Origin of the sequence: Tepidimonas sp. HKU78 (genome assembly GCF_049860815.1) — a bacterium.
GTDB lineage: Bacteria > Pseudomonadota > Gammaproteobacteria > Burkholderiales > Burkholderiaceae_C > Tepidimonas.
Window position 1 is genome coordinate 1,394,636 of the sequence record NZ_CP187547.1, and the last position, 20,860, is coordinate 1,415,495.

Annotated in this window: 26 protein-coding genes and 2 tRNA genes; 21 read left to right on the forward strand and 7 right to left on the reverse strand. The window is 67.3% G+C overall.

The features are described 5' to 3' along the window. Positions 1–10: 10 nt before the first annotated feature. The 8 genes from hisF to tatC all read left to right on the forward strand — a co-directional run bounded on the left by hisF (position 11) and on the right by tatC (position 4,080). Positions 11–811 (forward strand): imidazole glycerol phosphate synthase subunit HisF, encoded by an 801-nt coding sequence (gene hisF / locus ACPYIS_RS06990; protein ID WP_314227498.1) that lies wholly within the window; start codon positions 11–13, stop codon positions 809–811. Positions 812–852: 41 nt separating this feature from the next. Then, the gene (hisI, locus tag ACPYIS_RS06995) at positions 853–1,251 is read left to right on the forward strand and encodes a phosphoribosyl-AMP cyclohydrolase (RefSeq protein WP_299020855.1); all 399 of its coding nucleotides are present in this window, start codon (positions 853–855) and stop codon (positions 1,249–1,251) included. After that, positions 1,252–1,656, forward strand: coding sequence for a phosphoribosyl-ATP diphosphatase (locus tag ACPYIS_RS07000; protein WP_299020854.1), 405 nt, complete (start codon positions 1,252–1,254; stop codon positions 1,654–1,656). It abuts the gene before it with no gap. Beyond that, complete coding sequence (locus ACPYIS_RS07005; protein WP_299020852.1) at positions 1,649–2,011, forward strand: DUF4870 family protein; 363 nt, start codon at positions 1,649–1,651, stop codon at positions 2,009–2,011. The genes ACPYIS_RS07000 and ACPYIS_RS07005 overlap by 8 nt, the downstream gene beginning before the upstream one ends. 30 nt (positions 2,012–2,041) lie before the next feature. Next, on the forward strand, positions 2,042–2,401 hold the full coding sequence (locus ACPYIS_RS07010) for a histidine triad nucleotide-binding protein (protein ID WP_299020851.1): 360 nt from the start codon (positions 2,042–2,044) through the stop codon (positions 2,399–2,401). A gap of 136 nt (positions 2,402–2,537) precedes the next feature. Continuing rightward, positions 2,538–2,777, forward strand: a complete 240-nt coding sequence (gene tatA / locus ACPYIS_RS07015; protein ID WP_299020850.1) for a Sec-independent protein translocase subunit TatA — start codon at positions 2,538–2,540, stop codon at positions 2,775–2,777. Positions 2,778–2,793: 16 nt separating this feature from the next. Further along, a complete protein-coding gene (gene tatB, locus ACPYIS_RS07020) occupies positions 2,794–3,285 on the forward strand; it encodes a Sec-independent protein translocase protein TatB (RefSeq protein ID WP_299020849.1) in 492 nt (163 codons plus the stop codon). Positions 3,286–3,288: 3 nt separating this feature from the next. After that, complete coding sequence (tatC, locus tag ACPYIS_RS07025) at positions 3,289–4,080, forward strand: twin-arginine translocase subunit TatC (RefSeq protein WP_299020848.1); 792 nt, start codon at positions 3,289–3,291, stop codon at positions 4,078–4,080. Here the strand turns inward: tatC and ACPYIS_RS07030 are convergent. Further along, positions 4,077–5,216 carry a S1C family serine protease gene (locus ACPYIS_RS07030; protein ID WP_424859716.1) on the reverse strand — a complete coding sequence of 380 codons (1,140 nt, stop codon included), beginning with the start codon at positions 5,214–5,216 and terminating at the stop codon, positions 4,077–4,079. The genes tatC and ACPYIS_RS07030 overlap by 4 nt on opposite strands. Positions 5,217–5,345: 129 nt before the next feature. On the opposite strand from ACPYIS_RS07030, the gene ACPYIS_RS07035 reads away from it, so the two are divergent. The 9 genes from ACPYIS_RS07035 (at position 5,346) to ACPYIS_RS07075 (ending at position 11,679) form a co-directional block, all read left to right on the forward strand. After that, positions 5,346–5,492 carry a DUF3149 domain-containing protein gene (locus ACPYIS_RS07035; protein ID WP_424859715.1) on the forward strand — a complete coding sequence of 49 codons (147 nt, stop codon included), beginning with the start codon at positions 5,346–5,348 and terminating at the stop codon, positions 5,490–5,492. A gap of 63 nt (positions 5,493–5,555) precedes the next feature. After that, a complete protein-coding gene (locus ACPYIS_RS07040; RefSeq protein ID WP_424859714.1) occupies positions 5,556–6,359 on the forward strand; it encodes a Nif3-like dinuclear metal center hexameric protein in 804 nt (267 codons plus the stop codon). After that, complete coding sequence (gene pdxA, locus ACPYIS_RS07045; protein WP_424859713.1) at positions 6,359–7,417, forward strand: 4-hydroxythreonine-4-phosphate dehydrogenase PdxA; 1,059 nt, start codon at positions 6,359–6,361, stop codon at positions 7,415–7,417. The genes ACPYIS_RS07040 and pdxA overlap by 1 nt, the downstream gene beginning before the upstream one ends. 137 nt (positions 7,418–7,554) lie before the next feature. Then, a complete protein-coding gene (gene petA, locus ACPYIS_RS07050; RefSeq protein ID WP_424859712.1) occupies positions 7,555–8,154 on the forward strand; it encodes a ubiquinol-cytochrome c reductase iron-sulfur subunit in 600 nt (199 codons plus the stop codon). Positions 8,155–8,195: 41 nt separating this feature from the next. Continuing rightward, on the forward strand, positions 8,196–9,617 hold the full coding sequence (locus ACPYIS_RS07055) for a cytochrome b (protein WP_424859711.1): 1,422 nt from the start codon (positions 8,196–8,198) through the stop codon (positions 9,615–9,617). Between the two features lie 23 nt (positions 9,618–9,640). After that, positions 9,641–10,411 carry a cytochrome c1 gene (locus ACPYIS_RS07060; protein WP_424859710.1) on the forward strand — a complete coding sequence of 257 codons (771 nt, stop codon included), beginning with the start codon at positions 9,641–9,643 and terminating at the stop codon, positions 10,409–10,411. A 97-nt stretch (positions 10,412–10,508) separates the two neighbouring features. Further along, positions 10,509–11,120 (forward strand): glutathione S-transferase N-terminal domain-containing protein, encoded by a 612-nt coding sequence (locus tag ACPYIS_RS07065; RefSeq protein ID WP_299023123.1) that lies wholly within the window; start codon positions 10,509–10,511, stop codon positions 11,118–11,120. Then, positions 11,120–11,515, forward strand: a complete 396-nt coding sequence (locus ACPYIS_RS07070; protein WP_314227176.1) for a ClpXP protease specificity-enhancing factor — start codon at positions 11,120–11,122, stop codon at positions 11,513–11,515. Before ACPYIS_RS07065 ends, ACPYIS_RS07070 begins: the two co-directional genes overlap by 1 nt. A gap of 88 nt (positions 11,516–11,603) precedes the next feature. Next, positions 11,604–11,679: transfer RNA gene (locus ACPYIS_RS07075), tRNA-Thr, on the forward strand. A 106-nt stretch (positions 11,680–11,785) separates the two neighbouring features. On the opposite strand, the gene ACPYIS_RS07080 is transcribed toward ACPYIS_RS07075, so the two are convergent. The 5 genes from ACPYIS_RS07080 to ACPYIS_RS07100 form a co-directional block, all read right to left on the reverse strand. Then, positions 11,786–11,878, reverse strand: a tRNA-Ser gene (locus tag ACPYIS_RS07080). Positions 11,879–11,930: 52 nt separating this feature from the next. After that, positions 11,931–13,223: a tryptophan--tRNA ligase gene (locus tag ACPYIS_RS07085; protein ID WP_425974090.1), complete on the reverse strand. Its 1,293-nt coding sequence runs from the start codon at positions 13,221–13,223 to the stop codon at positions 11,931–11,933. Positions 13,224–13,271: 48 nt separating this feature from the next. Continuing rightward, positions 13,272–13,940, reverse strand: coding sequence for a site-2 protease family protein (locus ACPYIS_RS07090; protein WP_424859708.1), 669 nt, complete (start codon positions 13,938–13,940; stop codon positions 13,272–13,274). 34 nt (positions 13,941–13,974) lie between these two features. Then, on the reverse strand, positions 13,975–14,610 hold the full coding sequence (locus ACPYIS_RS07095; RefSeq protein ID WP_424894812.1) for an L-threonylcarbamoyladenylate synthase: 636 nt from the start codon (positions 14,608–14,610) through the stop codon (positions 13,975–13,977). Between the two features lie 6 nt (positions 14,611–14,616). Then, positions 14,617–15,474 (reverse strand): 3',5'-nucleoside bisphosphate phosphatase, encoded by an 858-nt coding sequence (locus tag ACPYIS_RS07100; protein WP_299023132.1) that lies wholly within the window; start codon positions 15,472–15,474, stop codon positions 14,617–14,619. A 37-nt stretch (positions 15,475–15,511) separates the two neighbouring features. On the opposite strand from ACPYIS_RS07100, the gene murJ reads away from it, so the two are divergent. After that, positions 15,512–17,074: a murein biosynthesis integral membrane protein MurJ gene (gene murJ, locus ACPYIS_RS07105; protein WP_299023134.1), complete on the forward strand. Its 1,563-nt coding sequence runs from the start codon at positions 15,512–15,514 to the stop codon at positions 17,072–17,074. Between the two features lie 4 nt (positions 17,075–17,078). Then, positions 17,079–17,930 (forward strand): SirB1 family protein, encoded by an 852-nt coding sequence (locus ACPYIS_RS07110; RefSeq protein WP_299023136.1) that lies wholly within the window; start codon positions 17,079–17,081, stop codon positions 17,928–17,930. Between the two features lie 22 nt (positions 17,931–17,952). Here the strand turns inward: ACPYIS_RS07110 and purM are convergent, their stop codons facing one another. Then, positions 17,953–18,984, reverse strand: a complete 1,032-nt coding sequence (gene purM / locus ACPYIS_RS07115; protein ID WP_299023138.1) for a phosphoribosylformylglycinamidine cyclo-ligase — start codon at positions 18,982–18,984, stop codon at positions 17,953–17,955. A gap of 82 nt (positions 18,985–19,066) precedes the next feature. On the opposite strand from purM, the gene ACPYIS_RS07120 reads away from it, so the two are divergent. Both ACPYIS_RS07120 and hda read left to right on the forward strand, forming a co-directional pair. After that, entirely contained in the window at positions 19,067–20,167 is a 1,101-nt protein-coding gene (locus ACPYIS_RS07120; protein WP_299023141.1) for an AI-2E family transporter, read from the forward strand. A gap of 1 nt (position 20,168) precedes the next feature. Beyond that, positions 20,169–20,855 carry a DnaA regulatory inactivator Hda gene (gene hda / locus ACPYIS_RS07125; RefSeq protein WP_299023143.1) on the forward strand — a complete coding sequence of 229 codons (687 nt, stop codon included), beginning with the start codon at positions 20,169–20,171 and terminating at the stop codon, positions 20,853–20,855. Positions 20,856–20,860 lie beyond the last annotated feature (5 nt).

Here is a 20,860-nt window from a genome sequence, read left to right on the forward strand (position 1 = left end):
CCCCGACGCCATGCTGGCCAAGCGCATCATCCCCTGTCTGGACGTCACGGGTGGCCGTGTCGTCAAGGGCGTCAACTTCGTGCAACTGCGCGACGCCGGCGACCCGGTCGAGATCGCCGCGCGCTACAACGACCAAGGCGCCGACGAACTCACATTTCTGGATATCACCGCCACCAGCGACGGGCGCGACCTGATCCTGCCCATCATCGAAGCGGTGGCCTCGCAGGTGTTCATCCCGCTGACGGTGGGCGGTGGCGTGCGCACGGTGGAGGATGTGCGCCGCCTGCTCAACGCCGGGGCGGACAAGGTCAGCTTCAATTCCGCGGCCATCGCCAACCCCCAGGTCATCCGTGACGCCTCGGGCAAGTACGGATCGCAGTGCATCGTGGTGGCCATCGACGCCAAGCGCCGCACTCCCGCCGATGAGGCGCGGCCCGGCCCCGACGGCCAGCCCATCGGTCCCGGGTGGGACGTGTATTCGCACGGCGGCCGCAAAAACGTCGGGCTGGACGCCGTGGCCTGGGCGCGCCAGATGGCCACTCTGGGCGCGGGCGAAATCCTGCTCACCAGCATGGACCGCGACGGCACGCAAGCGGGCTTCGACCTGGCGCTCACCCGTGCCGTCAGCGACGCGGTGGACATCCCTGTGATCGCCTCTGGCGGCGTCGGCACCCTGGAGCACCTGGTCGAGGGCATCCAGCAGGGCGGCGCGGACGCGGTGCTTGCGGCCAGCATTTTCCATTACGGCACCTACACGATCGCCCAGGCCAAGCAGCGCATGGCCGAAGCGGGCATCCCGGTGCGGCGCTGACGCCGCCGCCATCCCCTTGACGGACGTGCTACGCTAGACCCATGACGACGTGGCTGGACGACGTGCGCTGGGATGCGCAAGGGCTGGTGCCGGTGGTCGCGCAAGAGCGCGACAGCGGTGACGTGCTGATGGTGGCGTGGATGAACCGCGAGGCGCTGCAAAAGACCGCCGAGCTGGGCCGCGCGGTCTACTACAGCCGCTCGCGCGGCCGGCTTTGGTACAAAGGCGAGGAGTCCGGGCACGTGCAACGCGTGCACGAGATTCGCTTGGATTGTGACCACGACGTCGTGCTGCTCAAAGTCACGCAAACCGGCCACACCCCGGGCATCGCCTGCCACACGGGGCGGCACAGCTGCTTTTATCAGCGGCTGGATACGGCGCAGGGTGCGTGGCAGGCGGTCGACCCCGTGCTCAAAGACCCTGAGACCATCTACCGCTGAATGGCCATGACCGACACCGCCCCGCCGCTGGACACCCTGCTGCGCCTGGCCGCTGTCATCGACAGCCGCAAGCCCGCCGCTGGCGGCGACCCGCAGCGCAGCTATGTCGCGCGCCTGCTGCACCAGGGGCCAGACGCCTTTCTGAAAAAAATCACGGAAGAAGCGGGCGAAGTGGTGATGGCCGCCAAGGACCTGCAGCATGGCGCCGGCAGCGCCCAGGCGCTCGTGGGCGAGGTGGCCGACCTGTGGTTCCACAGCCTGATCGTGCTGGCGCACTTCGGCCTCGGGCCCGCCGACGTGGTGGCCGAACTCGCGCGCCGCGAGGGTTTGTCGGGCCTGGACGAAAAAGCGCTGCGCAAGGCGCGCGAGCGCGAGGCGGCCCACCCCGGAGCGGCCCATGGATGATCCCCGCATCATCGACGTTCGTGCCACGACGCCGCAGCAGCTCGAGAGCCTGCGCCGCCTGACGCTGGCGGTGTATCTGCTGTATGCCGCGTCGTGGTTTTTGGCGGTCACCGCGCTCATCGGCATCATCATCAACTACGTCAAGCGCGAGGACGTCGTCGGCACCCTCTACGAGAGTCACTTCACCTGGCAGATCCGCACCTTCTGGTGGAGCCTGTTGTGGGCGGTGCTCGGCTTCATCACCCTGTTCATCGGCGTGGGAGCGGTCATTTTGATCGCGGCGGCCATCTGGTCGCTGTACCGGCTCGTCAAGGGCCTGTTGTACTGGAACGACCGCAAGCCCATGCCCGTTTGAGGCGCCCGCATCCTTACGATGTCACCGACCATGTCGCACGACCCGAACTGCATCTTTTGCAAGATCGTCACCGGCCAGATCCCCAGCCGCAAGGTGTACGAGGACGACGAGCTGACCGCCTTTCACGACATCCACCCTTGGGCGCCGGTGCACTTTCTCATCGTGCCCAAGGCGCACATCCCGTCGATGGCGCAGCTCACGCCCGAGCACGAGCGCCTCATGGGCCGCCTGATGGTGCTGGCCCCGCGCTTGGCGCTGGAGCAGGGCTGCGAGCCGTATCCAAAAGGGGGGTTTCGCATCGTGTGCAACACCGGCGAGCACGGCGGGCAAGAGGTGCATCACCTGCATGTGCACGTCATCGGCGGGCCGAGGCCCTGGCGCAAGGGGTGAGCCCCGCCGGTCTTCGTCGCACGGCCGCGCTTTCGGGCACAATCACGGCAGGCGCTATTGGCGGTGCGGTGAACCCTCGGAGGCCGCACCGGATCGAAGGCATTATGGGGCGCAAGCCCCGTCATTGGAGTGAACCATGGGCAGTTTTTCCATTTGGCACTGGCTGGTCGTGCTGCTGATCGTGGTGCTGGTGTTTGGCACCAAGAAGCTCAAGAACATCGGCTCGGATCTCGGCAGCGCCGTCAAGGGTTTCAAGGATGGCCTGAAGGATGGGGGTTCGGCCCCCGACGCGGCCGCCACCGCCACGGCACAGGTCGGCCAGGACAAGGCGGCCGAGAAGACCACCATCGACGTCGACGCCAAGACCAAGTCGTGATCGCGGCCACTCCCGCATGATCGACCTCGGCATCTCCAAGCTCGCCCTCATCGGTGTCGTGGCGCTCGTCGTCATCGGCCCCGAGAAGCTGCCGCGCGTGGCCCGCACGGTGGGTGCGCTGCTGGGCAAGGCGCAGCGCTACGTCGCCGACGTCAAGGCCGAAGTCAACCGCACCATCGAGCTCGAAGAGCTCAAGCGCATGAAGGAGACGGTCGAGAAGACCGCGCGCGAGGTGGAGTCGCAAGTCAGCGCCACCGCCAGCGACTTCGAGCGCGACTGGGCCGAGGTGACCGCCGGGCTGGGTGGCACGTCGTCATCGGATTCGTTGGCCGACTCGTCCTCGATCGGCAGCCCCGTCTATCCCCAATACCGCCGGCCGAAGAAAAACTTCCGCCTCAAGCGCCAGGCCGTCCCCCAGTGGTACAAGGCTCGTGCCGGTGTTCGCACGCGGGCGTTGTCCGGTGCGGCCCGGGTGGCGCGTTACCGCCCCAAGATTCCCCCGCGCTGAGCCATGGCCGATTCCAAAGAGCCCGCCGACGAGCTTGCCGGCACCGAGCAGCCCTTCGTCGCGCACCTGATGGAATTGCGCGACCGAATTCTCTATGCCCTCTATGGCGTGGGGGTGGCGATGGCGCTGCTGGCCATCTGGCCCGGCCCCAGCGGCCTGATCGATCTGATCGCCGTGCCCATCCGTGCCCACATGCCACCGGACGCCAAGCTGATCGCGGTGGGGGTGTTCACGCCGTTTTTCGTGCCCCTGAAGGTGCTGATGATGGCGGGCCTGCTGCTGGCGCTGCCGTGGGTCATCTATCAGATCTGGGCCTTCGTCGCCCCGGGGCTGTATAGCCACGAAAAGCGCTTTGCCCTGCCGCTCATCATCAGCGGTAGCGCGTTGGCCTATCTCGGCATCGCGTTCGTGCAGTTTTTCGTGCTCGACAAGATGTTTGCCTTCATCCAGGGCTTCACGCCCGCCAGCGTCAACGCCACACCCGACATCGCCTCCTACGTCGAGGCCATTCTGTCGCTGTACCTGGCGTTCGGCCTGGCCTTTCAGGTGCCGGTGGTGGTGATGCTGATGGTGCGCTTCGACATGGTCACCATCGACAAGTTGAAGGCGTTTCGGGGCTATTTCATCGTCATCGCGTTCGTGATCGCCGCCATCGTCACGCCGCCGGACGTGATCTCGCAGCTGGCCCTGGCCGTCCCCATGTGCCTGCTCTACGAGCTCGGCATCTGGGGAGCGCGCTGGTTCGTCAAAACCAAGCCCGCCGAGGACGAGTCCGCCGCTGCAGACAGTCGCTAGCGGGCAGAAGGGGGCGGACGGCGCGCCGGAATCACCGTCAGCGTGCGGCGGCCTTCGCGCCGCAGCACCTCGACCTCGGTGGCCACTCCCGGTTGGCGTGCCGCCACCGCCGCCAGCAGGCCGGCAACGTCGCGCACGGGCGTGTCGCCCACGCGGCTGATGACGTCGCCGGGGCGGATGCCGGCTTGCGCCGCCGGCCCGTCTTGCAGCACGCCCGCCACCACCACGCCCTGCGCGCCTGGCAGGCCCAGGTGGTCGGCCAGTTCTGGGGTCAGCTCTTGCGGCTCCACACCGATCCAGCCGCGCGTGACCGCGCCATCACGCACGATCGCTTCCATCACCTCGCGCGCGGTGGCGATCGGGATGGCGAACCCGATACCCATCGAGCCGCCCGAGCGCGAGTAGATCGCGGTGTTGATGCCCACCAAATGCCCCTCGGCATCGACCAACGCGCCGCCTGAGTTGCCCGGGTTGATGGCGGCATCGGTCTGGATGAAGTTCTCGAACGTGTTGATGCCGAGTTGGCTGCGGCCCAGTGCGCTGACGATGCCCGCCGTCACGGTCTGTCCGACACCGAACGGATTGCCGATCGCCAACACCCGGTCGCCCACTTCCAGCAACTCCGAGCGCCCCAGCACGATCACGGGCAGATCGTCCAGCGCGATGCGCAGCACCGCCAAGTCGGTCTCGGGGTCGGTGCCGATGACCTGCGCCGGCGCTTGCCGACCGTCGCTGAGCTGCACCAGTATCTCGTCGGCCTCTTCGATCACGTGGTTGTTGGTCAGGATGTAGCCCGCTGGGCTGACGATGACGCCCGAGCCCAACCCCGTCTGTGGCTCGAATTCGGGTCGGTCGCCAAAAAAGAAGCGAAACCACGGCTCCTGCGCGTGCGGGTGGCGCACCGCCTTGCTGGTGCTGATGCTGACCACGGCCGGTGCCGCGGCGCGGGCGGCCGCGCTCAGGCTGGCGCTGGCGATGGTGGGGCTGCGTTGGTCGCCTTCGATCTGGAATACCGGCACCACGCTGGCCAGCGAGGGCCGCTGCGCGAGCCAGTGCGGCTTGAGCGTCGCGACGACGAACCACACCGCCAGCAGCACGGTGACGGTTTGCGAAAAGAGCAGCCAGTGGCGTTTCATGGGTTCCTCGGGCCGGTGCAGGCAAGTTTCATACCCCTGTTTGCAGCGGGGTTGATATGGGTCAATGCGTCGGCGGGCGCGCACCGCTTCAATGGAGGTCGCGTTTGTCGAACGACGCAGGAGCCGAACATGAAAGCGATTGTGGACCTTTTTTCGACCGACTATGGGCTCATGAGCGCCGGGGTGATTGCCTTCGTGATCGTCATGGGGGTGTGGTTCTACCGATTCTTCGCGCGCAAGATCGCCGAGTCGGAGCAAGCCGCGCGCAAGTCCTGACGCCCGGCGTGGCGCCAGCGGTCCGTCCGGGGCCGGGGCCGTCCGCGATGCGACAATGCGGGCATGTCTGATCGAAACACGGTCACCGACGCGTTGACGCCAGCGGACGGCGCGCCGCGCGAGGAGCTGCTGGCAGCGTTCGATGCGCTGCTGGAGCCCACGCGCTTTCAGGACTACGGCCCCAACGGCCTGCAGGTCGAGGGCAAGCCCCGCATCCGCCGCTTGGTCAGCGGCGTCACCGCAAGCCTGGCGCTGATCGAGGCCGCGGTCGAGGCGGGTGCCGATGCCATCGTTGTGCACCACGGGCTGTTCTGGCGCGGCCAGCGCGGCACCGTCACCGGCTGGATGAAAGCGCGCCTGCAGCGGTTGCTGGTACACGACATCAACCTCTACGCCTACCACCTGCCGTTGGACGCCCACGCCGAGCTGGGCAACAACGCCCAACTCGGGCGCCGCCTGGGCTTCGTGCCCGACGAAGGCGGCTGGCAGCGCTTTGGCGAGCAGCAGCTCGGGTTTTTGGGTGCGTGGGAGGGCTCGCACGCCCAGGCGCTGGCCGACCACGTGCAGCGGGTGCTGGGGCGCGCCGTGGTCTGCGTGCCGGGTGATGGGCGGCCGATCCGGCGTGTGGCCTGGTGCAGCGGTGGGGCGCAGGGCTATTTCGAGGCTGCCATCGCCGCGGGTGCCGACGCCTTTCTGACGGGTGAAATCTCGGAACCGCAGGCGCACTTGGCACGCGAGTGCGGGGTGGCATTCTTGGCCTGCGGCCACCACGCCACCGAGCGCTACGGGGCCCCCGCGCTCGCGGCACACGTGGCCGCGCAGTTCGGCATCGAGCACCGCTTCATCGACATCGACAATCCCGCCTGATGACCGACTCGCTCCCGATGCCGCCCGTGGCAGGCACCCTCCCGCTCGCGATCACCATGGGTGACGCAGCCGGCATCGGCCCGGAGATCGTCGCCGAGGTCTTTCGCCGCCGCCCCGAGTGGTCGCCGCGCTGCGTGGTCGTGGGCGACGTAGCGGTCATGCGGCGCGCGGTGCAAGTCACCGGTGGCGCATTGCCCATCGCCGTGCTCGACGGGCCCGCCGACGCGCACCGCGCGCCGCCGCGCTGCGTGCCGCTGTGGCCTGCCGTCAGCCTATCGGCCCTGCCCCGCTTCGGCGAGGTCAGCGCGGCATCGGGGCGTGCCGCGGCCGACGCCGTCATCGTGGCGGCGCAGGCCGCGCTGCGCGGCGAAGTTGCGGCGGTGGTGACGGCGCCGCTGAACAAAGCGGCCTTGGCGGCCGCTGGGGTCGATGCGCCGGGACACACGGAACTGCTGCAGGCGCTGGCGGCCCAACACCGTGGCGTTGCACCGGCCGATTTGCCCGTGCGCATGATGCTGTCCAACGACGAGCTGCGCACGGTGCTGGTGAGCATTCACGTGTCGTTGCGCGACGCCATCGCCGCCGTCACCGAAGCGGCAGTGTGGGAGACGCTGCGCATCACGCACGAACACTTTACCCGGTTGCTGGGCTGGCCGCACTGCCGCATCGCGGTGGCGGGCCTCAACCCGCACGCGGGGGAAGGGGGTTTGTTCGGCCGCGAGGAGATCGAGCACATCGCACCGGCCATCGCGCGCGCTCAGGCAGCGGGCTGGGCGGTCAGCGGCCCGCACCCACCGGACACGGTGTTCATGCGCGCGCGCCGCGGGGAGTTCGACGTCGTCGTGGCCATGTACCACGACCAAGGCCTGATCCCGGTCAAATACCTGGGCCTGGAGCGCGGCGTGAACACCACGCTCGGGCTGCCGTTCGTGCGCACCAGCCCCGACCACGGTACCGCGTTCGACCTCGCCGGGCGGGGCCGGGCCGATCCGTCCAGCCTGATCGCGGCGTTGGAGGCGGCTTGGGCGATGCGCGCGGGCCAGCGCGAAGTGGCATAGGCCAACGGGGTTGTTTGCGTCTCGTCAAGGTTTGCCCCCGTGGCGATCCCTTACAATGCCAAATGGTTTATACGCGGCGTGGCGTCCATGCTGCCAAGAGTCCGTCCATCGCATCCCGTTTTACCAGAGAGTCTCCCATGAGCGAAGCCACCCCAGATCCAGAACGCCGGACTTGGCTGATCACGTCGTGCGCTGTGGGCGGCGCAGGCGTGGCCGCCGCCGCGGTTCCCTTCGTTGCGTCCTTCGCGCCTTCCGAGCGGGCCAAGGCCGCCGGTGCCTCGGTCGAGGTGGACGTCTCCAAGCTGCAACCGGGCGAAAAAATCGTCGTCGAATGGCGCGGCAAACCGGTGTGGATCATGCGCCGCACGCCAGAGATGTTGGCCTCGCTGGAAAAGGTGGAGGATCAACTGGCCGACCCCAACTCCGACCGTAAGGCGTACCCCACGCCGCCTTACGCCAAGAACCGTCACCGCTCCATCAAGCCGGAATACCTTATTGCGGTGGGTATCTGTTCGCACCTGGGCTGCTCGCCCATCGACAAGCTGCAGCCCGGTGCGCAACCGTCGCTGCCCGACGACTGGCAAGGCGGCTTCTTGTGCCCCTGCCACGGCTCCACGTTCGACCTGGCCGGGCGCGTGTTCAAGAACAAACCGGCGCCCGACAACCTCGAAGTGCCGCCGCATTACTATGTCTCTGACACGGTGGTGCTGATCGGCGAAGACCCGCCCAAGGCCTGATTCATCGCCTTCGCACCGTCTCCACGCATGAGGGAACCACCATGGCCGAGTTCAAGGAAGCCCCACCCAACGCGTCCCGCGGCGAGCAGCTCCTGACCTGGATCGACAACCGCTTTCCGTTGTCCAAGCTCTACAAGGAGCATCTGGCGGAGTACTACGCGCCCAAGAATTTCAACTTCTGGTATTTCTTCGGGTCGCTGGCGCTGCTGGTGCTGGTTATCCAGATCGTCACCGGCATCTTCCTCGTCATGCACTACAAACCGGACGCGTCGCTCAACGCTGCCGGCGTGCCCGTGGCGTTCGCCTCGGTCGAGTACATCATGCGCGACGTGCCCTGGGGCTGGTTGATCCGCTACATGCACTCCACCGGCGCCTCGGCGTTCTTCGTCGTGGTGTACTTGCACATGTATCGCGGTCTCATCTACGGTTCGTACCGCAAGCCGCGCGAGCTGGTGTGGATCTTCGGGTGCGCGATCTTCCTGGTGCTGATGGCCGAGGCCTTCATGGGCTACCTGCTGCCCTGGGGTCAGATGTCGTACTGGGGCGCGCAGGTGATCGTGAACCTGTTCTCCGCGATCCCCTTCATCGGTCCCGATCTGGCCATCCTCATTCGTGGTGACTTCGTCGTCAGCGACGCGACGCTCAACCGCTTCTTCAGCTTCCACGTCATCGCCGTGCCGCTGGTGCTGCTGGGGCTGGTGGTGGCGCACATCATCGCGCTGCACGAGGTGGGCTCCAACAACCCCGATGGCATCGAGATCAAGGCCACGAAGGGCCCCGACGGCAAGCCGCTGGATGGCATCCCGTTCCATCCGTACTACACCGTGCACGACATTCTGGGCGTGTCCGTGTTCCTGATCGTGTTCTCGGCGATCGTGTTCTTCGCGCCCGAGCTCGGCGGCTACTTCTTGGAGTACAACAACTTCATCCCGGCCGACCCGTTGGTGACGCCGCCGCACATCGCGCCAGTGTGGTACTTCACGCCGTTTTACTCGATGCTGCGCGCCACGACGTCCGAGATGATGGTGGTCTTGGTGGCGGTGGTGCTCATCGGCGCCGTGCTGGCCGCGCTCAAGTCGCCCATGGGCATGGTCGGCAAAGCGGGCCTACTCGGTGGCGCCGTGGTGCTGTCGGCGCTCATGCTGACCATCGACGCCAAGTTCTGGGGCGTGGTCGTCATGGGGGGTGCGGTCATCATCCTGTTCTTCCTGCCTTGGCTGGACAAGGCCCCGGTCAAGTCGATCCGCTACCGGCCGAGCTGGAACAAGTATCTGTACGGCCTGTTCGTCATCAACTTTCTGATCCTGGGCTACCTGGGTGTGTTGCCGCCGTCGCCGATCGGCGAGCGCGTCTCGCAAGTGGGTACGCTGTTTTACTTCGCGTTCTTCCTGCTCATGCCGTGGTGGAGCCGCTTGGGTGAGTTCAAGCCCGTTCCGGCCCGCGTCAATTTCCAGGCCCATTGACAGACACACAGGAGTCGATTTCCATGAAACGATGGATTGCCACCGGCCTGGTGGCCTTGGGTGCGATGCTGGGCGGGGCCACCGCAGCCCTGGCGGCGGGGACGAATTTCCCGATGGACAAGGCCCCCCGCCTGACCACCGATCAGGCGGCGCTGCAAAACGGCGCCAAGATCTTCGTCAACTACTGCCTGAACTGCCACTCGGCGTCGTTCGTGCGCTACAACCGCCTGACCGAGCTGGGGTTGACCGAAAAGCAGATCAAGGAAAACCTGATGTTTACCACCGACAAGGTGGGGGACTTGATGATCGCGACCATCGATCCCAAGCAGGCCAAGGCATGGTTCGGCGCCCAGCCGCCGGATCTGTCGCTGGTGGCGCGCTCGCGCGCGGCACAAATGAGCTACAGCGGCAGCGACTACCTCTATACCCTGCTGCGCGGGTACTACCGTGACCCCAACCGCCCCACGGGCTGGAACAACGTCGTGTTCCACAACATCGGCATGCCCCATCCGCTGTGGGAACTGCAGGGCGAGCGCAAACCCATCTTCGAAAAGGTGGTCAGCCACGGGCACGAGACCGAGGTCTTCCGCGGCTGGGAGGTGGTCAAACCCGGCAAACTGACCGAAGCCGAGTACGACCGCACCGTTGCCGAGTTGGTGGCGTTCTTGGAGTGGATGAGCGAGCCCGTCAAAAACGATCGCATCCGCCTGGGTGTGTGGGTGCTGATCTTCCTGGGTATCTTTACCGTGATCGCCTGGCGCCTCAACGCGGCGTACTGGAAAGACGTCAAATGATCCCCATCTGACCGCGCGCCTGCGCGGTCTGCACAGTGGGTGCGCCAGCCGGCAGGCGGCCATCCACTGCTTTGCTTTGTCGAGGAGCGAACACACCATGATGGTTTTGTACTCGGGCACCACCTGCCCGTATTCGCACCGCTGCCGTTTCGTGCTGTTCGAAAAGGGCATGGACTTCGAAATCCGCGACGTGGACCTCTACAACAAGCCGGAGGACATCGCGGTCATGAACCCGTATGGGCAGGTACCGATCCTGGTCGAGCGTGACCTGATCCTGTACGAGTCCAACATCATCAACGAGTACATCGACGAGCGCTTTCCGCATCCCCAACTCATGCCGGGCGACCCGGTGGACCGCGCACGCGTGCGGCTGTTCCTGCTCAATTTCGAGAAGGAGCTGTTCACGCATGTCTCGGTGCTGGAACAGCGCACCCCGAAGCCGACGGACAAGCAGATCGAGAAGGCCAAGCTGCACATCCGCGACCGGCTGACGCAGCTCGCGCCCGTGTTCCTGAAGAACAAGTTCATGCTGGGCGATCATTTCTCGATGCTGGACGTGGCCATCGCGCCGCTGCTGTGGCGGCTCGACCACTACGGTATCGAACTCAACAAAAACGCGGCGCCGCTGCTCAAATACGCCGAGCGCATCTTCTCGCGCCCGGCCTACATCGAGGCGCTGACCCCGTCCGAAAAGGTCATGCGCAAGTGATGGACGCCGAACTGCCCTCCACCCGCCCGTACCTGATCCGTGCCATGCACGAGTGGTGTACGGACGGCGGTTTTACGCCCTATATCGTGGTCGCCGTGGACGAGCACGTGCAGGTGCCGCGCGAGTACGTGCGCGACGGCCAGATCGTGCTCAACGTTGGCTACGAGGCCACGGGCGGGCTGGTATTGGGCAACGACGAGATTCGCTTCAAGGCCCGCTTCGGCGGCGTGGCGCGCGAGGTCGTGGTCCCTGTCGACCATGTGATCGCGATTTACGCGCGCGAAAACGGCCAGGGTATGGCATTTCCGGCACCCGAGCCCTCGGCGGCTGAGGACGATAGGGAGCCGCCGGTGCCCCCGGGCAGCAAGCGTCCGGCACTCAAGCGCATCAAGTGAGGGCCCCGGCGGTGGGGCGGCACAAGGCACTACAATAACGAACGCTGCGGGGCCATCGGCGTCATCGGTCCGGTCGTGCGTCCCCCGAGCCGCTTTAGCTCAGTTGGTAGAGCACCCGCCTTGTAAGCGGTAGGTCGTCTGTTCGAGTCAGACAAGCGGCACCAGCGATGGCACCTTTGCGCACGGTGGCCACGAACGGCCCGCACTCCGTCGCGACACCCTAAAAAAACAAAAACCCTTTCCGCACGACCCATGCAGGAAAGGGTTGAGTGGCGGAGAGAGAGGGATTCGAACCCTCGATACGGGGAAGACCCGTATACCGGATTTCGAGTCCGGCGCATTCGACCACTCTGCCATCTCTCCGCAGGTGTCAAGCCTGCTATTGTAGCAGGCCCGTCGGGGGTTCTGCGGTGGCTCAGGTTTCGCGCAGCGCGGCCAGCGCTGCTTCGATGCGCTGCGGGTCGGCCAACGCGTGCACCTGGGTGTGCAGGTCGGCGCAGGCGGCCCAACCCTCGGTTTTGAGGCGCGCCACAGCCTGACCGGCTGTCTTGGGCGAGTCGAAGCCCGCGCTGTGCAGCAGCACGTGTCCCTTGGCGTCCGTGAGCTTGAAATAAAAGCGCCCGTCGGCCTCGCGGTATTGTTTAAAGATGGGTGGCGCGCTTTTGCTCGTGCGGACGGTGTCGGCTGGCGGCTGAGCGAGCGCGTCCAGCGACCGCAGACCGACGGCGGCGCGCAACCGGGCGGCAAAGGGGGTGGCTTGGGCACGGGCTTTGGCCGCCCCCGCGCGCAGGATGGCTTCGACGCGCTGCGGGTCGGCCATGAGGGCGTCGTAGGTGGCGCGCATGGGGGCGATCTCGCGGTCGATGCGCTCGAACAGCCGCTCTTTGGCCTGGCTCCAGGCGATGCCGGCGGCGAACTCGCGTGCAAAGACCGCCGTCTCCTCGGGTGTGGCAAAGGCCTGAAAGAGCTGGAATACGGCGGAGCCCTCCGTGTCCTTGGGTTCGCCTGGCACGCGCGAGTCGGTGACGATGCCCATGATGAGGCGACGCAACTGCTCGCGCGGCGCGAACAGCGGAATCACGTTGTCGTAGCTCTTGCTCATCTTGCGCCCGTCCAGTCCGGGCAGGGTCGCCACCTGCTCGTCGATGACCGCTTCGGGCAGGGTGAAATGCTCGCCGTAGAGGTGGTTGAAGCTCGACGCCAGGTCGCGCGCCATTTCGATGTGCTGGATTTGGTCGCGTCCCACGGGCACCCGGTGGGCGTTGAACATCAGGATGTCGGCCGCCATCAGCACGGGGTACATGAACAGCCCCATGGTCACGCCGTCGTCGGCGTCACGCCCGTCGGCCAGGTTTTTGTCCACCGCTGCCTTGTAGGCGTGGGCGCGGTTGAGCAGCCCCTTGCCGCAGACACAGGCCAGCAGCCAGGTCAGTTCGGGGATTTCCGGGATGTCCGACTGCCGGTAGAAGGTCACGCGCTCGGGGTCGAGTCCGCAAGCGATCCAGGTGGCGGCGATCTCCAGCGTGGAGCGCTGCACGCGTGCGGGATCGTGGGTGGAGATGAGGGCGTGGTAGTCCGCCAGAAACAGGTAGCTGTCGATGCCGGGCTCGCGGCTGGCGCGCACGGTGGGGCGAATGGCGCCGACGTAATTGCCCAGGTGGGGGGTGCCGGAGGGTTTGATGCCGGTGAGGACGCGAACGGTGGTCATGGGGCGGCAGGGTAGGGAGAAAAGCGGCGGTTTCAGGTCCGCCTTCGGTCAAAACAGCAGCCAGCGCAACGGGGTGAGCAGCACTTCGATGGCCTGAGCCGTCACGCGCATGAGGGGGCGCAGCCAAAGCGTGCTGACCACCCCGGTGAGCACGAGCGCCAGCACGATGAAAAAACCATAGGGCTCGACGCGCGACACGGCGATGGCCTGGCGCGTGGGCAGCAGGCCGACCAGGATGCGGCCGCCGTCCAGCGGAGGCAGCGGAAACAGGTTGAAGACGAACATCACGATGTTGACCAGCACGCCCGCACGCGCCATCCCATTGAAAAATGGCTCTTGCACGCCGCCCGCCACGAGCAGGTAGCCAACGGCGGCCCAGGCGATCGCCTGGATCAGATTGGCCCCGGGCCCGGCCAGCGCCACCCACACCATGTCGCGCTTGGGGTGGCGCAGGCGGCCAAAGTCGACCGGTACGGGCTTGGCATAGCCGAACAGAAAGGCCCCCGCCGTGGCAAAGTACAGCAACAGCGGCATGGCGATGGTGCCGATGGGGTCGATGTGCCGCATGGGGTTGAGCGTGATGCGGCCGAGCCGCTCGGCGGTGGGGTCACCGAAGTACCGTGCCGCGTAGCCGTGCGCTGCCTCGTGCACGGTAATGGCGAACAAGACCGGCAGCGCGTAAATCGTGACGGTCTGGATGATGTGGGCGATGTCCATGGTGGGATTGTCGCAGGTGCGCCGCGGCGCCGCCTCACAGCCCCAACGTGGCCAGCGGACCACGGCCAACGCGCAGCACCTCGGGGTCGCCGCCAGTGCTCATGGGCGTCAGATCGACGACGGTGGTGGGCTCTTGCGGGCACGAGCCAGCGTCGATGACGGCCGCCACGGCGTGTTGCAGCCGCTCGCGGATCAGGGCCGCGTCGTTGAGCGGGCTGTCGTCGCCCGGCAGGATGAGGGTGGTGGCCAGCAGTGGCGCGCCGTGCAGCGCCAGCAGTTCGCTCAGCGCCCGGTGTGCGGGCACGCGCAGGCCGATGGTTTTACGTTGCGGGTGGCTGACGCGGCGCGGTACTTCCTTACTCGCTTCCAGGATGAAGGTGTAGGGCCCCGGTGTGGCTGCCTTGAGCAGGCGGTACTGCCGGTTGTCCACGCGCGCGTAGCTGGCCAGCTCCGACAGGTCGCGGCACAGCAGGGTCAGGTGGTGCCGTTCGTCGATGCCGCGGATGCGCCGCAGGCGCTCGACGGCAGCCTTATCGTCCAGGTGGCACACCAGCGCGTAGCAGGAATCGGTCGGTACCGCCAACACCGCGCCCGCGTGGAGCGCCTGCACCGCCTGGCGCAGCAGGCGCGGCTGCGGATTGTCGGGGTGGACCTCGAACAACTGGGCCATGGTCGCTCAGTGCAGCACGCGGTGGGCCAGCAGCTCCCACACCGGGGTGAGCCGCCCGTCCAGATAGGGCAGCGCGCCCAGATCGGTGTGCGACTCGTCGGGGCTGTGGAAGTCGCTGCCGCGCGAAGCGGCCAGGTCGAACTCGCGCGCCATGTCGGCGTAGCGCACGATCTCGGCGCTGCTGTGGCTGCCGGTGACGACCTCGACCGCACGGCCGCCGTGCGCCTTGAACTCGGCAAACAGCGCATACTCCTGCGTTGCATTGGCCCACGCGTAGCGCGCCGGGTGGGCGATTACGGCGACGCCGCCCGCGTCGGTGATCCAGCGCACCGCGTCACCCAGGGCCGCCCAGCGGTGTTCGACGTAGCCAGGTTTGCCCTCGGTCAGAAAACGGCGAAACACCTCGTGCGTGTCGTGGCACACGCCAGTCTCGACCAGATAGCGCGCAAAGTGGGTGCGCGAGATCAGCTCTGGGTTGCCGACGTATTTGAGGGCCCCATCGTAGGCGCCGCGGATGCCGACGGCGGCGAGCTGCTCGGCCATCTCTCGCGCGCGCCGCTCGCGCCCGCCGCGCGTGTGCGCCAACCCCGCGACGAGTTGTGCATCGTCCGGGTCGATGCCCAGGCCCACGATGTGCACCGTCATCCCGGCGAAGGTGACCGAGATCTCGACGCCGCACAGATACGGCAGCCCCAGCGCCTGTGCGGCCGCTGCCGCCCGGTGTTGCCCGCCCACCTCGTCATGATCGGTCAGCGACCACAGCTCCACCCCGTTGCCGTGGGCGCGCGCGGCCAGCGCTTCGGGCGTGAGCGTGCCGTCCGAGACGATGGAGTGGCAGTGCAGGTCGGCGTTGACGATGCGCATGGCACGCCCATTGTAGGCGCGCGGCTACACTCGCGCGGTGTCTCTGTTCAAATCCGCTTCCATCGTCTCGCTACTGACGTTGGCGTCGCGCATCACCGGCTTGGTGCGCGAGCTGCTGATTGCTGCCACGTTCGGCGCCAGCGCGCTCACCGACGCCTTCAACGTCGCGTTTCGCATTCCCAACCTGCTGCGGCGCCTGTTCGCGGAAGGGGCGTTTTCGCAGGCCTTCGTGCCGGTGCTGGCGGCGACGCGCGCCACCGACGGTGACGCCGCCACCCGGGAGCTGATCGACCGCGTGGCCACCGTGCTGTTAGCGGCGCTGCTGCTGACTTGTGTGGTGGGCGTGCTGGGCGCCCCGGTGCTGGTGTGGGCCATGGCAGCGGGTCTGCAGCAGCACCCGCAGGGCTTCGAGACCGCGGTGGTGCTGACGCGCTGGATGTTTCCCTACATCGGCTTCATGTCGCTGGTGGCGCTGAGTGCCGGCATCCTCAACACCTGGCGTCGCTACGCGATACCCGCGGCCACGCCGGTGCTGCTCAACCTGGCCATGATCGCCGCCGCTTGGTGGGGGGCGCCCGCGCTCGCCCGTTGGGGCGTGGAGCCCATCTATGCGCTGGGCGGGGGCGTGATGCTGGGCGGGGTGTTGCAGTTGGGTGTGCAAATTCCGGCACTGGCGCGGCTGGGGCTGCTGCCGCGCGTGCGCCTGTCGTGGGCGGGCGTGCGCGCGGGCTGGCAGTATCCGGGCACGCGCCGGATACTCACGCTCATGGCGCCTGCGCTGCTGGGGGTGAGTGTGGCGCAGATTTCGCTGCTCATCAACACCCAGATCGCCTCGCACCTGGGGGCAGGCAGCGTGTCGTGGCTCACCTACGCCGACCGGCTGATGGAGTTCCCCACCGCCTTGCTGGGCGTGGCGCTGGGCGTGGTGCTGTTGCCGCAGTTGTCGGCGGCGCAGGCGGCGGGTGACGCAGATCGCTACAGCCAACTGCTCGACTGGGGGCTGCGCTGGGTGGTGCTGCTGGCCGTGCCCAGCGCGCTGGGGCTGCTGTTGTTTGCCCAGCCGCTGGTGGCGGTGCTCTACCACTACGGGGCCTTCACGGTGCACGATGTGCGCCAGACCGCGCTGGCGCTGACCGGCTACGGCGTGGGGCTGTTGGGGCTGATCGCGATCAAGGTGCTCGCCCCGGGGTTTTACGCCCGACAAGACATCCGCACGCCGGTACGCATCGCCATCGTGGTGCTGGTGTTCACCCAACTCATGAATGCGGTGTTGGTGCCGCGGCTGGCACATGCTGGCCTGGCGCTGGCCATCGGCATGGGCGCGCTGCTCAATGCAGGCTGGCTGCTGGTGGGTCTGGTGCGCCGGGGGGCGTATCGCCCGCAGCCTGGGTGGGGGCGCTTCGGGGGACAGGTGCTGGCGGGCGCGGTGCTGTTGGCGGTGTATCTGCTGTGGTTGGCGCAGGCATTCGATTGGACCGGCACATCCGCGCGTGCCCTGCGGGCGGGCGTGTTGGCCGCGGGGGTTGCCGGTGCGGCGGCGGTGTACTTCGGGGCCTTGGCGCTGGCGGGTTTGCCGCTGCGGCAATTTGTGCGAAAGTAGTGCCATGAACTGGGCTGCACGGGTGCCGTCGTCGCTGGACTACTTTGCTGCGCTGGTGGCGCAGGACGAGGGCTTCCCGTTGCTGGAGGCCACCGCCGCCGTGGCGCTGGATGAGTACCCGGAGCTCGATATCCAGTCCGTGTTGGACGACGTGGACCGGATGCTCGAGCGGCTGCGCCGCCGCCTGCCGGCGGATGCGGGCCACCTGCACCGGCTGCGCGTGCTCAACCAGTACTTTTTTCACGAATTGGGCTTTGGCGGCAACGTCAACGACTACTACGACCCCGAAAACAGCTACCTGCACACGGTGCTGCGCACGCGCCGCGGCATCCCCATCAGCCTGGCGGTGATTTGGCTCGAGCTGGCGCAGGGCATACGCCTGCGCGCGGCGGGCATCAATTTTCCCGGGCACTTTTTGGTCAAGGTCAACCTGCCGCAGGGGCAGGTCATCCTCGACCCGTTTACTGGCCAGTCACTCAGCCGCGAAGACTTGGCCGAGCGGCTGGAGCCGTACAAACGCCGCCATGGGCTGGTGGACGACTTCGACGTGCCGGTGGGCTTGTACCTGCAGGCGGCAGCGCCACGCGACATCGTGGCCCGCGTGCTGCGCAATCTGAAGGAAATCCACCACTCACAGGAGGACTGGTTGCGCCTGATTGCGGTGCTCGATCGGCTGATCGTGCTGCGGCCCGACGCCTGGGCCGAGGTGCGCGACCGAGGCCTGGCCTGGGCCGAGCTGGGGCAGCCCCAGCGCGCGCTGCAAGACTTGGAAGCCTACCTGCCACACGCCGACGATCCGCTGGAGGCGCAGGCGATCGCTGACCGGGTGGCTGCGCTGCGGCGGGCGGGCGGGTAGGGCAGGGCCAGTTTGGGCTATCTTAGCCGACGACCACCGCGGCACCATCGCCGCGCGGGGCGATGGTGCCGATGCGGTAGACCGTCTCGCCCTGGGCGGCCAGCGTCGCCGCAGTGGCGTCGGCGTGCGTGGGGTCGACGATGACCACCATGCCGATGCCGTTGTTGAAGGTGCGGTTCATCTCGTGGTCGTCGATACCCGCGGTGCGCTGCAGCCACGCGAACAGCTCGGTCTGCGGCCAGCTGCCCTTGACCAGGTGCGCCGCCAGCCCGTCGGGCAGCACGCGCGGGATGTTTTCCAGCAGGCCGCCGCCGGTGATGTGCGCCAGCGCTTTGATGGGGTGCTGCTGCAGCGCGGCGAGCACGGGTTTGACGTACAGGCGGGTGGGCGCCATGATCGCCTCGCGGAACGGGCGCCCGTCCAGCGTGGTGGGCAGGTCGTGCCCCGCGCGTTCGATGCACTTGCGCACGAGGCTAAAGCCGTTGGAGTGCACGCCGCTGGAGGCCAGCCCCAGCACCACGTCGCCCGCGCAGACGTCGGCGCCGGTGAGGATGCGCGATTTTTCGACCACGCCGACGCAAAAGCCCGCCAGGTCGTACTCGCCCGGAGGGTACATGCCGGGCATCTCCGCCGTCTCGCCGCCGATGAGTGCGCAGCCTGATTCTTCGCAGCCGCGCGCGATGCCGCCCACGACCCGCGCCGCGGTGTCGACATCCAGTTTGCCGCAGGCGAAATAGTCGAGAAAGAACAGCGGCTCGGCGCCTTGCACCAGCACGTCGTTGACGCTCATGGCCACCAGGTCGATGCCGACGGTGTCGTGCATATTCCAGGCGAAGGCGAGCTTGAGTTTGGTGCCGACGCCGTCGGTGCCACTGACGAGTACCGGCTCACGGTAGCGCCGGGGCACCTCGAACAGGGCACCAAAGCCGCCGATGCCGGCCAGCACGCCATCGCGCAGGGTGCGTCGTGCCAGCGGTTTGATGCGCTCGACCAGCGCGTCCCCGGCATCGATGTCGACGCCGGCATCCTTGTAAGAAAGCGGTGTGGTGTTCATGGGGTCGGTAGAATCCCCACGATTGTACGGGCGTCCCGACCCCCGGGGCCCGCAAGCGCGCTGTGCTGCTGCCACCCCTGCCATGCTGACCGAATCTCAACGACACGCCCTGCTGTGGCTGGCGCTGGCCGTCGCCGCCTGGTGGGGCGTGTCGGTGCTGGCGCCGGTGCTGCTGCCATTCGTGGTGGCGGCGGTGCTGGCCTATGCCTTGCAGCCCGCGGTGGCGTGGCTGGCGGCGCACCGGGTGCCGCGCGCGCTGGGGGCGGGCCTGGCCATCGCGCTGCTGATGCTGCTGTTGCTGGCGGTGGCCTTCATCATCGTGCCCGTGGTCAGCCAGCAGTGGCCCCTGTTGCGCGAGCAGATTCCCGCGCTGCTGGAACGGCTCAATGCCTGGCTGGTGCCGCTGTTGCGGCGCCACGGGATCGATTTGTCGATCGATGTCGATGGGGTGCGGGCCTTGTTGCGGCGCATGGTCAGCGGCCACGAGGATCAGTTGCTCGAGCACGTGCTGGCGTCGCTGCGCATCGGCGGCAGCGCGCTGCTAGCGCTGCTGGGCAACCTGGTGCTCATGCCGGTGGTGGCGTATTACTTGCTGTTGGATTGGGACGCGGTGGTGGCGCGCAGCGCCGCGCTGGTGCCGCCCGCGTGGCGATCTTCGGTGGGGCGTTTTTTGGCCGATGTGGACGCGGTGCTGGGCCAATATTTGCGGGGGCAACTGCTGGTCATGGGCATCATGGCCGTGTTCTACGCGGCGGGGCTGTGGTTGGCGGGGCTGCAATTGGCGGTACCGATTGGGGTCTTCACCGGGTTGGCGATGTTCGTGCCCTACTTGGGCTACGGGATCGGCCTGGTGCTGGCGCTGCTGGCGGCGCTGCTGCAATTCCAGAGTCTGGGGGGCGTGTTGCTGGTGGTGGCGGTCTATGCAGTGGGGCAGGTGGTGGAGAGCTTCTTCCTGACCCCGCGTTTGGTGGGCGAGCGCATCGGCCTGCATCCGATCGCGGTCATCTTCGCCCTCATGGCGTTTGGGCACTTGTTCGGGTTCGTCGGCGTGTTGATCGCGTTGCCGGCTTCCGCCGTGTTGTTGGTGGCGGTGCGCCGGTTGCAAGTGCTGTATGTGCGCAGCCCGCTGTATCGCGAGCGGCGGGCAGCGGCGGGGGCCGGACGCGCGGGGCAGGAGGACTAAAGTGGAGCAGCTCGTGCTCGACCTGGGATTGGCGCCCCAGCCGACGCTGGCCAATTTCGTGCCCGACGGCAACGAGTCCGCTTGGGAGTACCTGCGTGTGTGGCTGCAGGGTAGCCCCCGCTCGCCGCTGCCGCTGTACCTTTGGGGCCCCACTGGCAGCGGCAAGACCCATTTGTTGCGTGCCGTTGCGCTGGCGCTGCAGGCGCGTGGCGAGGCGGTAGGCTGGCTTGCACCCGACGTCCACGCGCCGGGGCCGTTCGACGAGCGCTGGTCGGCGGTGCTGTTCGACGACGTGCATCGGTACACGACCGAGCAGCAGGCGGCGGCGTTCAATTGGTTCGTCAACGCCCAGTCACCCGCCAGCGGCGGCCAGCGCGCCGTGCTGGCCAGCGGGGATCGCCCCCCGGCCGACCTGCCGCTGCGCGACGATCTGCGCAGCCGCCTGGGCTGGGGTCATGTCTTCCAACTGCAGCCGCTGGACGAGCGCGCCCGCCGTGCCGTGTTGCGTCGCGCGGCCGATGCGCGTGGCGTCGCGCTATCCGATGAGGTGATCGATTTTCTGCTCAGCCGCTTCGCGCGTGACCTGTCCAGTTTGATGGCCTTGCTCGATCGCCTGGACGGCTACGCGCTGCGCACCCAGCGCGCCATCACCATTCCACTGGTGCGCGCCATGCTCGCGACCGATTGATGTTG